This window comes from Roseobacter sp. GAI101, from assembly GCF_000156335.1.
Classification (GTDB): domain Bacteria; phylum Pseudomonadota; class Alphaproteobacteria; order Rhodobacterales; family Rhodobacteraceae; genus Sulfitobacter.
In genome coordinates, this window is record NZ_DS999214.1 from 183,599 (window position 1) to 197,615 (window position 14,017).

The 14,017-nt window shown below is 56.4% G+C and carries 9 protein-coding genes; all 9 read right to left on the reverse strand.

Translation table 11 applies throughout. The annotated features are described in order from the left end of the window. Nucleotides 1-24: 24 nt before the first annotated feature. Nucleotides 25-1,470 (reverse strand): type VI secretion system-associated FHA domain protein TagH, encoded by a 1,446-nt coding sequence (gene tagH / locus RGAI101_RS18820; protein WP_008229651.1) that lies wholly within the window; start codon nucleotides 1,468-1,470, stop codon nucleotides 25-27. Between the two features lie 6 nt (nucleotides 1,471-1,476). After that, the gene (locus RGAI101_RS21695; RefSeq protein ID WP_037230088.1) at nucleotides 1,477-1,779 is read right to left on the reverse strand and encodes a PAAR domain-containing protein; all 303 of its coding nucleotides are present in this window, start codon (nucleotides 1,777-1,779) and stop codon (nucleotides 1,477-1,479) included. Further along, nucleotides 1,779-2,384 (reverse strand): DUF6931 family protein, encoded by a 606-nt coding sequence (locus RGAI101_RS18830; RefSeq protein WP_008229789.1) that lies wholly within the window; start codon nucleotides 2,382-2,384, stop codon nucleotides 1,779-1,781. The genes RGAI101_RS21695 and RGAI101_RS18830 overlap by 1 nt, the downstream gene beginning before the upstream one ends. An 8-nt stretch (nucleotides 2,385-2,392) precedes the next feature. Next, a complete protein-coding gene (locus RGAI101_RS18835) occupies nucleotides 2,393-4,510 on the reverse strand; it encodes a type VI secretion system Vgr family protein (RefSeq protein ID WP_008229807.1) in 2,118 nt (705 codons plus the stop codon). Nucleotides 4,511-4,539: 29 nt separating this feature from the next. Beyond that, nucleotides 4,540-4,833, reverse strand: coding sequence for a hypothetical protein (locus RGAI101_RS18840; RefSeq protein ID WP_037230091.1), 294 nt, complete (start codon nucleotides 4,831-4,833; stop codon nucleotides 4,540-4,542). Then, nucleotides 4,834-8,985, reverse strand: coding sequence for a type VI secretion system contractile sheath small subunit (gene tssB, locus RGAI101_RS22640; RefSeq protein WP_008229541.1), 4,152 nt, complete (start codon nucleotides 8,983-8,985; stop codon nucleotides 4,834-4,836). Further along, complete coding sequence (locus tag RGAI101_RS18850; protein ID WP_008229686.1) at nucleotides 8,982-9,851, reverse strand: ion transporter; 870 nt, start codon at nucleotides 9,849-9,851, stop codon at nucleotides 8,982-8,984. The genes tssB and RGAI101_RS18850 overlap by 4 nt, the downstream gene beginning before the upstream one ends. A gap of 27 nt (nucleotides 9,852-9,878) precedes the next feature. Continuing rightward, a complete protein-coding gene (locus RGAI101_RS18855) occupies nucleotides 9,879-10,799 on the reverse strand; it encodes a hypothetical protein (protein WP_157044751.1) in 921 nt (306 codons plus the stop codon). Nucleotides 10,800-11,280: 481 nt separating this feature from the next. Continuing rightward, on the reverse strand, nucleotides 11,281-14,016 hold the full coding sequence (gene tssH / locus RGAI101_RS18860; RefSeq protein WP_008229803.1) for a type VI secretion system ATPase TssH: 2,736 nt from the start codon (nucleotides 14,014-14,016) through the stop codon (nucleotides 11,281-11,283). Nucleotide 14,017 lies beyond the last annotated feature (1 nt).

The window sequence follows — 14,017 nt, forward strand, 5'->3', positions numbered from 1 at the left end:
TATGTGCCCCCCATTCGTGGTTCATCATTTCAATTTGTCCAATTGGTCCTGGTAAGCGCGTGCAAATTCCTTGGCAAACAACTCTTGGAAATCATTCTCGGCCTGGTCAGAAATTTCCGAATACATGGTTTCATAGATTTCCCAATACCGGGCTTTTCGGCTTTTCAGCATACCGCTTAGGTTGCTTTCATTGTTTATCTTGGTCTCTAGGACCGCCGGATCCAGTTTTTTCAGGATGCCCTTCAAGGCCGCTTCCATGCCGGTGATCACGGCCACCTCATGGGCTTTGATATCCTTCAAGGCTTCTGTGGTCGCATCGATCGCATCCAGATATCCTTGGGCCTTGGGGCGGACCATCGCTTCGATCGCCTGTTCAGGGCTGATCGAGAATTTGAGCGGATTGTTCCCACCGATCTGGATCATCGTACGTTCGATCCGAAATTCGGATTTGAACGACGTGCGCGTCATCAGGATTTCACGCATGCCCTCGATCATGACACGCAACACCTTGCCCATCCGCACCATGGTGGCAGGCAATTCGGCGTCAGGCACCTCGACATCGTCGGCCCCCAGGGCTGCAAGGAAACCCCGCGCCGGCGCGACACCCACAACGCCGCTTGCCACTGCAACGGGCGCTTTGGCCTGAACCGCTGGCTGCACGGGTGCAGGGGCCGGCTGCAAGGTTGGTTCGTCCGGGATCCGCGTTGCAGGGGTGGGCGATGCAAACGGATTGCCGGTGCTGCCACCGGAATCCGCGCGCGGTTCCGGCGCGATGGGCGACAGGAAGTCATCATCCCAGTCGTCCGGAATAGCCGATCCGCCGGAAGACGGCCGCGCAGCACTGAAGTAGTCTTGGGATGCTGCGTTGTGCGCGCCCATGCTGGCCCCCTGCCCGGCATAGGGATCAGCCGCGGGCCCAAGCAAATCGTCATCGTCGCCGAGCGGCGGCAGCAGGCCATCGTCATCGGGTTCGTCCCTGTTCACGACGGCCGGGCCTTTGGGGGCGACTTCACGCCCGCCCAGCAGGTCGTCAAGGAAATCACCCCCGTCACCCGGAGCGTTCATCAAATCAAAATCGCTCGGCGCGCCGGACGCCATTCCATGCGACACCTGCACATCTTCGACAGGGGCCGCGATCATGTCATCTTGGGAATTCGAGGCGATATTGACCAAAATTTCGTATGGCCCGACCGAAAGGATATCCCCGTCGTTCAAGGGGGTTGGCGTGCTTCCCAAGGCCAGCTTGCCATAGTTCAGAAACGTGCCGTTCGTCGAAAAGTCGACGACGATGACATTGCCGTTATGGTCCTCGATGGCGCAGTGCCTTTTGGACAATTCTCGGTTGGGATCAGGCAGAACCAGATCATTTTCGTTGCCCCGCCCGATCGTCAGGCTGGGACCTTGCATGTTGATTGGATCACCATTGCCGGGGATACTGCCCGTCGACTGAAACCTTAGTGTTACCGCCATCTGTAATTAGCCACCCGTCAATACCGTCGGTGCACCCGCAACGATTGCACCCCCCAACGAGCACATGTCACCAATGCGCGCCGCAGGCAACTTCTGGATCAACACCGTCGCCGAACCTTTGGCGATGGGGTGTGGCGGAAAATTCGCAGCAGGCGGCGCAATCAGCCCAAGGCATAAATCTGTGACCCGGGCCGCCGGCATCTTGCAAACCAATACTGTAACGCAACAAGGCGGCATGATCGGCAAAGGGGATCCAAACGTGCAGGGTCCGGTGTGCATGTCCGCAACGCGTGCCTGAGGTGTTCCCATTATGCATCTCCTTTTTCGGGGGCCGTGCTGCGCAACTCTACCTTGCCATTGCCGCCGCGCGCAATATCGAGAGCCCGGTCAATGATAAGATTGAAACGCGTTTCAGGGTCGGGCCCCAGTTTCAATGTCTTGAGGTTGATGCCGAATGCACATGCGGCGACCACGCCGATCGGGGCGGGATGGTCTTTCATCTCGCCCGGTCCCATGTTGCCCGGCGCATAAAACGCGGCCGTTGCACAAGGGGCGGCTTTGTCCCCTGACGATTCCGTTTCAAGCACCGTCTGCAAGCGCATGCGGATGTCGTCGGTTGGCTCAAACACCCATGCCTCGGCGGTGGTCAGACAGGGGCTTTTCCCGTCTGGCCCGACCAGTTCGCGACCGGCAATGCAGGCCCACCAGACGCATTCACGCGGGGGCAATGACACGGACAACAGGCGGATCATGTCCACATGCTCCCCCATCTTTTCCAACTCGGCCAAAACCACCGGCACGGATGCGCTGGCAGGGGTCGAAAGCTCTGCTGTCAGCTTTGCATTCGCAGCCGCCAACAGCCGTGCCGCAGGCTGTTCCGGTATTTTCTTAAGATTGGAAAATCGTTCTGACATGTGCCCGCTCAATTGATCATGACCACGCCACCTTCCAGAGTCAGCATCCCGCTCCCTGAAACAGTGGTCGCAGGAGAAGACATTTCGGCGGTTGCCTTACCTTCGACGGTGACCATGGTCCCGGAAATCTCGATCCCTGATTGGCTGATGGTAATGGAATTGCCCCCGACCGTAAGAGATATCTTTGTCGCGGCTGTGATAATGACGGAACCTGCTGAAGTATCAAGGGTATAGTCCCCCATGGACACCGTTACGTCCTCGTTGCCCTTCGATACTTCCCGGGTAACATTCCCGGTGCTGATCGTCTGGGTATAGTTTCCCGTCTTGATCGTCGTGGCAGTGTCGCCGGTGATCGTCTCGGTCGACTTGCCTTCGATCGTTTCCGTGTGATCGGTCTTGATAAAGATGCTCTGATTGCCCGTCTCGACCTTAAAGATATGATCGCCGGTCTTTATGGTCTCGGTCTTGGTGTGATAAATCGTCTGCGTCAGATCACCAGGATCCATCTTATCAAGGCCGATTTTAATTTCGGCATTGTTTTCGATCGTTTGAAAGTAATCTTTCTCCGAATGAAGCCGGATGAATTCAGCGTCCTTTTTGTCTTCGAAAACCAGCTCGTTATAGTTCTGCTCCCCGCCCGTCTTGGAGGAACGCGTCTTGATCCCCGTTTGGGTCATGTTCGCAGGCAGACCATAGGGTGGCATTGTATCGCCATTGTACAACATGCCGGTGCAGATCGGCCGGTCAGGGTCACCTTCTTCGAACTGGATGGCGACTTCCTGGCCGATACGCGGAATTGAAATCATACCCCAGGCTTTGCCGGTCCAGGGCATGACACACCGCACCCAACATGTGCTAAGTTCATTTTTCTTGCCGACGCGGTCCCAATAGAACTGCACTTTGATGCGCCCGTATTTATCGGTGTGGATCTCTTCGCCCGACGGACCGGTGACGATAGCAGTTTGCAGCCCCAAAAGTTTCGGCCATGGCGTCACTTGCGGTGCGCGAAACGGTTCGGTCTTGGGGATGACATCAAACACAACACGATAGGTGTCCTTGTTGTCCTCATCCACCGGGATCGTGCTGTCGAAAAGCGGCTTCTTGCTTTCCTGATCTTCGTAATCCGTTTCAATCTGCAAATGATGCACGGCGCGCGTAAGCAGATATTCCATGTTGTTATGTTTGCGCGGATGTTCTTTCAGCTTGAATGTCTGGCCGACGCCAATCGTACGGACGTTGCCGGCACCGCGTGACACCCTATGCTTTACCGCCTCCGCTTCCATTCTAACCTTGGTCAGATGGTCCCCGGTCCCTGCGATCCGGCTGTGACCGGGATACCGGTAGTGTTCATATGATTTGTGGCTATGATCCCCTTTGGCGATGGCCTTGGCAGTCTTCTGATCGGCCTTGGGGTTTTCAAAGTCATAGTCGTTCAGCGTTATCTTACCGGTTGTCACACCGGTGGCTTCGCTCCAGTCAAAGATATGATCGTCTCTGCGACGGTATTTCGCTTCCTTGAAATGAAAGTCGATTTCCGATTTCCCGGGGGTCGCCTTGTGCGCGCTGATACTGTCGGCCAAAACCATCTTGAGCGTTTTGCCGTCCTGCACGAAATAGTAATAAATGCCTTCTTCTTCCATCAACCGGCAAATGAAGTCAAAGTCGGTTTCAGCGTATTGCACGCAATAGACACGTTTCTCGTATTTGGCGGTCGTCTTCTTTTCCACCATCGTCCAAAAGCCGTAGTCTCCCAGAACTTGCTGAATGATATCCAGGACCGTCTTGTCCTGAAAAATCCGGTTTTCCTGACGCCGTGTCAGAAACCAAAGCCAAGGGCGTGTTTCAGCAACGAAATGGGACAGCCCCTGATAAAGACCGACATATTCAACCGACGTGCACGTTCCCGTGAAAAAACGGTCTTTCTCGTCGGCGTCCTTGATACCAACGCAGATCGTCTTTCCAAGAATATCCTGAAGATCAAGCGCATCGTTGGAGGACAAGAACTCGATTGTTGTTTCCGTCAGAAAGCTAAGCCCCTCAACGACCCGAGCATTCTTTAGGTTCACCGGCTTGGAGGCGTAATCGCCCTCCATCCACACGGCCCTGTTCAATAGATCAATCGACATGTCGGCACTCCTTGCCTAGCACTTCGCAGCTACGCGTCCGTCTCAAGCAGACACTTTTCGTTGCGAAGGCGTTCAATGATTTCGGGGTGTATCGCCCAGCAACTTGAAACTGAAAAACCGTCGCCAATAATACGTCTGGCATCAAATAATGAATCAAAACTGACACACAGAACGGGTTTTGGAAAAACCCCGTCTGCGAGAAGCAGTTGGTTTAAATGGTCGTCACCTTTATACATGTAATATTTCTTTTTTTCGATAGCCAGCAAGATAATCTCCGGCTCGTCGTCGCGCTCCGGTTCTGGCGTATTGATTGTCCCGTCCATCTATAATCCCTCCAGCAATGCAGCAAGATCGGCGTCCATGTCACCGCCGTCGTCATCGGTATCGTCGGCATCGAACCCGGCCAACAGATCATCAAGCGATGTATCGTCGTCGCCATCATCTGCTTGAACGCCGTCAGTTTCAGTGTCGGAAAGCAAATCGTCAAGAGATGTGTCATCCGCACCCGAGCCATCCTTGTCTTGTGCGACGGGGATATTCGCCTCGAGTTTGATGGTGCCCGCGCCTGGACGCGGCGATTGTGCCGGAACTTCGGCCTCCCAGGGGCCGGCGATGATGTCTCCGGCCAGCGACCGGAACGACCCGAGCCTGATCTCGTTTCGGCCTTTGACCCAAACCACCGGCATATACCCCCGGCCCAATGTCATCTGAGCAGCGTCGCTTGTCAGGTTGCGTTCGGTACAGGGCAGCGCGACCTGATCGCCATCCCGGTCCGTGACATAGTGGAACGGCAAATCGCCAAGCGACATCAACGAGCCGAGGTTCATCGCCTTGCCGTCTTTCTTGTGGGTTCCAGCCAACAGGATCGCGACAAGAACGACAGGGTTGGCCCAAAGCATGCCTTTCAGGCCTTCCTTCGACGTAAACTCTTCAAAGGAAAAAGGATAAATCGGTTCGGACTTTGCCCCATAGGGCAGGCGCAACAGGAAACGTGGCGACGAAAGCGCGATATATGCGGCTTCCGGCAGCCCCCGCAACGTATCCCAGGCTTCTGCAACCAACGGGTGCCGGTCCTCTTTTGCAGTCTCAAGATAGGTCGGTGTGATGGCTGAAAAGAACGGCGCATCGACATGCGCACCGATCTGACCGATCCGCGCCAGCAGTTCTGCGTGGGGTGGCGTTTCCTCGAATGTGTACAGGCCAAACAGCGCGGAAAATCCGCCTGCGCCTTCTTCGGGGTCCACCACGTCCGTGACCAGTTTGAACAGCCCGGATTTGGAAAGATCTTCCTGCGCGGCCAAGTCAGCCGCCAGTTCTTCCGCAGAGACATCGTAGAGGACGATCTCCAGCGTGCTGTCGGTCTCGATGCGGCGTGCAAGCATGTCCAACGACCGCCATTGCGCCTCGATCGCTTGAAAGTCCGGATGGTGCAGCACCAATCGCATGGCCGAACTCAATGCCTCGTCGACGGCCTTTGTCATCTCGGCAGCGCCCGCATCCGGGGCCTTGACGATGTGAGGCCCCACAACCTGCGCAATCAGATCATCGGCAGGGCCTGACGGCGTGAGTGATCCCCCCGTGTCCCCGATCAAAGCCTGGAAATCGCTTAGCTTGAGGTTCACAGGGACAGACGTACTTGCCGACCGTTTCGGCAGCTTGATCGGTGTGGCGTGGTTTTCAGACCACGTTTTCAGTTGCGAGATCGTGCGATCGGCCATGGACCCCACGCCAAGTTGCTTGCGCAGTCCTGAAATCTCATCGAAGATGCCGACGTTGTCGTAAATCTCGTCCGGGTGCAGATCGTCAAGCTCTTTCAACTTGACCGCCACCCCGCTGCCGTCCTTGCCGATCTTGAGGTCAAGGGTCGTGCCGAAGCCTTCGATAATCTCGTCAATTGTATCGATATCCAGCGCAATGGGCGGACGGGCAGCCAACGCGTCCCCCGTCTCCATCAGTCCTTTTGCCGCACGACCGGTGAAATCACCGAAAACGGCCATGCGGAATTTCTTGCGGTTCAGGTCTGCCCGCTCAGGCCGCGGAGCCGTGATCACGCCGAAAGGCGATTGCTTTGCTACGCGTGGTGCCGCATTTTTTCCGGCAGTATCATCGGCAACGGCCGCGGAAGGCGCGCCAAGATCGGTCAGCATATCATCCAGGTCATCGCCACCTGCATCTGCCGGTTCATCCAGCCCGCCCAAAAGAGCATCCAGATCGTCGGTTTCTTCGGTTGGCGTTTCATCGCCAATCCCTGCCAGAAGGTCATCCAGATCGTCAGCCCCTTCGGGTTCTTCCGGGGTGTCGATATCCCCCAATAGATCATCAAGGGACGTATCCTCGCTAGCGTCCTCGCTGGTGTCGATCCCACCAAGGATATCGTCAAGATCGTCGGTTGCTTCCGCTTCCTCAGCCACATCCAAATCACCTAGGATATCATCAAGGGACGTATCCTCACTGGCGTCCTCTGTCGTGTCGAGGTCGCCAAGGATATCGTCAAGATCATCGGTGGCTCCCGCTTCCTCGGCCACGTCCAGATCGCCGAGGATATCATCGAGGGATGTATCCTCACTGGCGTCCTCGGTCGCGTCTAGGCCGCCAAGGATGTCGTCAAGATCGTCGGTTGCACCCGTTTCCTCGGCCAAATCCAGATCACCGAGGATATCATCAAGGGATGTATCTTCGCTGGCGTCCTCGGTCGCGTCGAGACCGCCAAGGATGTCGTCAAGATCATCGCTATGCGTGTCTTCTGACGGGGGCGCATCAAGTCCGGACAGGACGTCATCCAGATCGGTCTCCTGCTTGGGCTCCGGAGTTGGAGTTTCCAGACCGCCGAGGATATCGGACAAGCCATCATCCTCCGCTGCCGTTTCTACTTCTGCGATATCACCAAGAATATCATCCGTGTTTTCTTCAGCGGCTGGCGCTGGCGTGGGTGCATCCAGATTGGCAAGGATATCATCCGCAGTCTCACCCTCGATCACGGCATCAATATGGGCGTCGGCCATGCCACCCAGAACGTCGTCAAAATCATTCGTCGATTCCGCGGTCGGCTCGGGTGCATCCAACCCGGCAAGAATATCATCGGCTGACGTGTCTGGGGGCGCATCCGCACTGTCGGGTGCCGAGATGTCACCTAGAATATCGTCCAGAGCCTCGGCATTCTCGTCTTCGTCTGAGGCTGCGGTATCAATGCCCGCAAGGATGTCATCGGTGAGGCCACCACCAGCGCTTTCATCGATTGCGACCGCTTCGATCCCTGCCAGGACGTCGGCCACATCATCTGCCTCCTGTTCCTCGGGGGCATCCAGGCTGGCCAAAATATCATCGGTGTCGTTAGCAGCGACGGTATCTTCCTGACGGTCAAGACTGGCAAGAATATCCGACGTGCGATCCTGAGGTGCGACGTCAGGCATGGGCGTATCAGCCAACCCGGCCAGAACATCCCCTGTCGTATCCGTCTCTTGCAGGGGGGTGACGGGGGCGATGCCACTCAGGACGTCGTCAGCGGTATCTTCCGGTGCGGTGTCCTCGGGTGCCTCGTTCAGGGACCCCAGAATATCTGCGACGTCGTCTTGCGCGGGGGCATCTTCGACCTGGTGGATACCGGCAAGAATGTCACCGGAGGTGTCTTCCGGTGCCACGTCCTGGATACGTTCCAATCCGGACAAGACGGCTTCGGCTTCGTTCGGCGCGGGGGTATCGGTAGCCTCAGTCCGGGAAATTCCCGACAGGACAGTGTCAGCCGTATCTGTTTCAACTTGCTCGACGACATGTACCGCCCGCAAGGCTTCAAGAGCCGACGCCTGATCATCAACTGCGTGGGTTTCGGGTGGCGGCTGCAAGCTGCCCAAAACGTCGGACACGGATGTATCTTCGGCCCGTTCAACAGGTGCTTGCGCAGCCAAAGATGCGAGCGTGGCATCGGTCGTGTCTTCTTTTGGCGTTTCCGCTGGCAGCGCTGCGCGCAAGCTATCCAAGGCGGCGTCGACATCCGCCGACGCTTCCTTTGATCCGGTGACCGCAGCCAGCAGTGCAGGCTCGGAGAGCAGTTTTTCAATCAGCGTCTCGGCACCGGATTTCCCGTCCATATAGGTGGTCAGATCAGACAACCTCCGCCTCGCCTCCAGAAGGGGGCGCAAGGCGTCAACCTTTTCGGCAATGGCTTCGGGCGTAAAATCCTCCATCTTGGTAAAGGTCAGGTCGACGGCAAGGTTGCCTTCGCCCGTCAGCGTATTCGCAACGGAAAACTGCGCTTTGGGTGCAATGGCAGCCATCCGGTCGTTGAAATTATCGACATCAATTTCCAGAAACTTCCGGTCCGCCACGGGTGGCGTCGCGGACTTGCCCGACAGATCGGACACGACCCCCATGACGAACGGCAATTGCACCTTCTTTTCAGCACCGTAAAGTTCAACATCATATTCGATCTGAACCCGCGGCGCGCGATTTCTGGCGATGAATTTTTGACTGCTACTCACGATTTACCCTCACGTTCGGCACGCAACTCGTCGCGAAGGGCGCGGATCTCTTCGTGAAGGGAAAGCACCTGAGTTGAAACCTCATCTGTTTCTTCGCGCACCAACTCGCGCAACTTTTCGAACTCGGCTTCCGTTTCGTCCTCCACGGCGGATTGCATCGTGTTAACCAGCAAACCGATGAAAAGGTTGAGCACCGAAAACGAGGTGATGACAATGAACGGTACAAAAAAGACCCATGCCGTCGGATAGACTTCCATGACGGGTCGCACGATCCCCATGGACCAGGATTCAAGGGTCATGATCTGGAACAGCGAATAGAGTGACCGCCCAAGCGTGCCGAACCATTCGTCGAACATCACGCCGTACATGATTGTCGCCATCACGCCAAAGACGTAAAACACGATCGAGATCATGACGATGACGGCACCCATACCCGGCAATGCGTCCAATAGCGCCTGAACGACGGCACGCATCTGCGGGATAACGGACAGCAGGCGCAGCGCGCGGATCACGCGCAGGCCACGCAGCGCCGACAGCCCCGCCGTCTGCGGCAGCAAGCCGACACCGACAACAAGCAGGTCGAATATATTCCACGAATTGCGGAAGAAGCTTAGCCGATAGGCGTATAGCTTTAGGACCAGTTCGATGACAAAAATGCTCAAGACGACCTTGTCGATCGAGACAAGAAGATCGCCGATATGGGCCTGCGCCCATTTTGACGTGCCCACGCCAAGCGTGATGGCGTTGAAAATGATCAGCGCCAGAATGCCCAGATGAACGCGCGGCTGTTCCAGGAACTGGCGCAGCCGTTCCCGATGCCCTGTCGCTTCATCAGATGCACTTAAGTCTTTCGTGGTGTCCGTCATATATTCTCCGTCAAGTGTGCCGGGGGCCTACTTGAGATCTTTTTCGACTTTCTTGAATTCAACCTGGAGGCTTTTCATTGCCTTGACGGCACTGTCGGCCGTGCCCTGAAGGGTGCTCATCGCTCCAAACTTCTTGGCGTAGGCCTTTGCGTCGCCGACTTCCATCTGACCCTTTTTCAGGTCCTTGGCATATGCATCCAACTCTTTTTCCAGGGTATCCATATCATTGGACAGCTTTTCCAAGGGGCCGTGCACTTTCTTGTCCCGGATCTTGCCACTGAATGCGTCCAATGACCCGATGTCGTTGCCTTTAAGCTTCTTGCCGGAATTCAACAAAAACTTGGCCACAGAGTCAGCTTTCTTGCCCTCTCTCTCAAGGTTCTTGATTGCCTTTTCGATCTCAGCTTGCGCGGCAGAAAATTGTTTCCCGATCTTGGTCTTGTCCCCTTTTTCCAAGGCCTTCACGCAGCCATCGGCAGTACCCATGGCAATCGCTATGAAATCCTTGAACACCGACCCGATGTCGAGAGAGTTGATTTCCGACATCGCCTTCTTGCCGACTGCCAGACCAGCCTTGGCTTCGCCTTTACCCGAACTCAGTTCCTCCAAGGCGTCCGAACATTTTTCCGAAATTTCGGAGTTCGCATTCTTCAGCGCTTGTTCCAGCGCCGTGATGATCTTGTTGTGTTCCTTCGGCGACTTGGCTTTTTCACTGTCCTTCATGATGGCCCCGGCACGCACCGCCAGCAGCTTCAGTTCCGGTCGCACCAGCCCGGCCATCGCAGATTTCAACTTGGGCTCGGTCCACTTTTTGGGGTTAAGCTCCAGGCTTTCCTCGTAGACGATCTTCTTGCCGAATATCTTCTTGGCCTTTGGTTCGGACTCCAGCCATTTTATGACGTCTTTCTTCATCTCTACATAAGGGCTGATTTCCAACTTGGCCTTCATCTTCTTATTTCCGTCGGCAACCATATTCGTCCTCCAATCTTATTTTTCAAAAGCTGTTCCAGGACAGATTCACGTCTGCATCCCAAGCCTAGAGTTCAATCAGTCCCTGCGGCAAAACAAACTTTGCAGGCACCCCCTGTGTCGTCATCTCTGGGTGACACGACCGGGCACTGGGGTTTCGTAAATTTTCAACACAAATTTCTTGTCTTCGTTCTGCATATTCCCAACGGGTCTATGGTTTCGATAGTAGGTTTCGCGGTCTGCATCTGTCAATAAATGCTACGCCAGTCTTAACAATGCTTCCTAATTTCATACTGCTTTGTGCGTCATCGTCAGCGTTCCAATCCGGCATTAATGTGCCTCACGCTGTTATTCCTTTAGCAGCGGCGCACAGGCAAAATGAACCTGTGCGCCCTTCGTCGAAACGCGCTCCTTTCAGCACGCCGCAGTCCTGCGTTTATTCATACCGCAGCCTTCGACTTCATTCGAAACGATAGGTGAATTCGTGATCCGTGGCATCGATGGCGACTTTCTCGATCGTGCCGCCTTCCATCATTCGGCGCAGGAACTCGGCCGAGATGTCGGGAAGCATCGTGTTGGTCACGATCGCGTCGATCATGCGGCCACCGCTTTCCAGTTCCTGGCAGCGGTTCACGATCTCTTCCACGACAGCATCCGAGTATTCGAACGGGACGCCATGGGCCGCTTCCACCCGCTTTTTGATGCGGTTAAGTTGCAGCACCGTGATCTTGCCGATCATATCAGGGCTAAGAGGGTAATAGGGGATCGCAACCAGACGCCCCAGCAACGCGGGCGGGAACACCTTGAGCAAGGGATCGCGCAGCGCCTTGGCCATGCCTTCGGGGTCGGGCAACAGTTCCGGGTCCGCGCACATGTCCATGATCAGATCAGTACCCGCGTTCGACGTCAGCAGGATCAAGGTGTTCTTGAAGTCGATGACGCGGCCCTCGCCGTCCTCCATCACGCCCTTGTCGAAGACCTGAAAAAAGATCTCGTGCACATCGGGGTGGGCTTTTTCGACCTCGTCCAACAGAACGACAGAATAGGGTTTGCGCCGCACTGCTTCGGTCAGAACACCCCCTTCGCCGTAGCCGACATAGCCCGGAGGCGCGCCTTTCAACGAGGATACGGTATGGGCCTCTTGATACTCGGACATGTTGATCGTGATGACGTTCTGTTCGCCCCCGTACAGCACTTCGGCCAAGGCTAGCGCCGTTTCGGTCTTACCGACGCCGGACGTCCCCGCCAGCATGAACACACCGATAGGTTTGGACGGATTGTCCAGACCGGCGCGGCTGGTCTGGATGCGTTTGGCGATCATCTTCATCGCGTGGTCCTGACCGATGACGCGCTTGGCCAGATGCTCCTCAAGGTTCAGAACAGTCTCAAGCTCATCTTTCAACATCCGGCCAACGGGAATGCCCGTCCAATCACCAACGACGGACGCAACGGCCTGATGGTCAACAATGGGCATGATCAACGGGCTATCACCCTGCTGTGCTTCCAACGCGGCGTTCTTGGCCTTTAGTTCGGCCATGACAGTTTCCCGCTCTTCATCGCTCAACCCTGCTTCGATGCCTTCTTGCTGCGCGACTTCATTCGCTGCGGCACCTTCGGGCGTATGGGTCTGCTCTAGCGGCTGCCCACCGGCACGCAGCTTGGCGCGCAGGTCGATGATTTCGCCAACGAGGGTCTTTTCAATCTCCCAATTGGCTTTCAAACCGACAAGGCGTTCCTTCTCGGCGGCCATCGCTTCCTGGACATTGGCACGGCGTTCCCCCACGTCATAGCCTGCGGTTTCGTCCCGCCCGATAATCTCAAGCTCGGTTGCGAGCGATTCAATGCGGCGTTGGCTGTCGTCCACCTGCGCTGGCACTGCGTGCTGGCTGACGGCAACGCGGGCACAGGCGGTATCAAGCAGGCTGACTGACTTGTCCGGCAACTGCCGCGCAGGGATGTAACGCGCCGACAGCGTGACCGCCGCTTCGATACCTTCATCAAGAACTTGCACCTTATGGTGTTTTTCCAGCATCGACGCGATGCCGCGCATCATCAGGACAGCCTTGGGAATATCAGGCTCTTCGACATGAACCACTTGGAAACGCCGGGTCAAGGCGGGGTCCTTTTCGATGTATTTCTTGTATTCGGCCCAAGTGGTGGCCCCGATCGTACGCAGCGTCCCGCGTGCAAGGGCGGGTTTGAGCAGGTTTGCCGCGTCACCCGTGCCTGCGGCCCCCCCTGCCCCGACAAGCGTATGGGTTTCGTCCACGAACATGACGATGGGCGTGGTCGATCCCTGAACCTCGTCAATGACCTGACGCAGGCGGTTTTCAAATTCGCCTTTCATCGACGCGCCCGCCTGCAACAATCCGACATCCAGCACCAGCAGGCGCACATCGCGCAGCGCAGGCGGCACGTCGCCGCGCGCGATGCGCAGGGCGAAACCTTCGACCACGGCGGTCTTGCCGACACCTGCCTCTCCGGTCAGGATGGGGTTGTTTTGGCGACGTCGCATCAGAACATCCACGATCTGGCGGATTTCTTCGTCACGGCCAACAATCGGGTCAATCTCTCCGTTGCGGGCCTGTTCGGTCAGGTCGGTGCAGAACTGATCCAACGCCTCTTGTTTGCCCATCTGCGACGGCGACATGGCACCGCTCGCCTCGCCTGGCTCGGCACCGCCACCGGTGACAGACCCGTCCTGCGGGCGCATCGCATCTTCGGGCGATCCATCCGTGATGGCATGGAAATCATCTGCAAGCGCGTCCGCCTTGATCCCTGCCAAGGTCGGCGAGATCGTCATCAGAATGTTCTTGAGGTTCGGGGTCTCCAACATGCCCAGGATCAAATGGCCCGTGCGCACCTGGTTTGACGAATACAACAGCGACCCCCAGACCCAAGCCCGCTCCATCACATCCTCAAGATGGCTGGAAAGGTCACTGACCGACGACGCCCCGCGCGGCAGCTTGTCCAGCGCCGAGGTCATCTCGGTCGCGATCTTGCCCGCGTCCAGATTGAAATGTTGGACGATGCGGTGGATATCGCTGTCTTGATTATTAAGGATTTGATGCATCCAGTGGACAACTTCGACATAGGGGTTACCGCGCATCTTGCAGAACACGGTGGCCCCTTCGATTGCTTTGAACCCAAGGCTGTTGAGTTTCCCGAACAGTGCGACACGGCTAATTTCTGTCATT

Coding starts and splice junctions, on each gene's coding strand:
- RGAI101_RS18840 (WP_037230091.1), bottom strand. CDS start 4,833: ATGGACGGGACAATCAATACGCCAGAACCGGAGCGCGACGACGAGCCG.
- RGAI101_RS21695 (WP_037230088.1), bottom strand. CDS start 1,779: ATGGGAACACCTCAGGCACGCGTTGCGGACATGCACACCGGACCCTGC.
- tagH (WP_008229651.1), bottom strand. CDS start 1,470: ATGGCGGTAACACTAAGGTTTCAGTCGACGGGCAGTATCCCCGGCAAT.
- RGAI101_RS18855 (WP_157044751.1), bottom strand. CDS start 10,799: ATGAAGGCCAAGTTGGAAATCAGCCCTTATGTAGAGATGAAGAAAGAC.
- RGAI101_RS18850 (WP_008229686.1), bottom strand. CDS start 9,851: ATGACGGACACCACGAAAGACTTAAGTGCATCTGATGAAGCGACAGGG.
- tssH (WP_008229803.1), bottom strand. CDS start 14,016: ATGACAGAAATTAGCCGTGTCGCACTGTTCGGGAAACTCAACAGCCTT.
- RGAI101_RS18830 (WP_008229789.1), bottom strand. CDS start 2,384: ATGTCAGAACGATTTTCCAATCTTAAGAAAATACCGGAACAGCCTGCG.
- RGAI101_RS18835 (WP_008229807.1), bottom strand. CDS start 4,510: ATGTCGATTGATCTATTGAACAGGGCCGTGTGGATGGAGGGCGATTAC.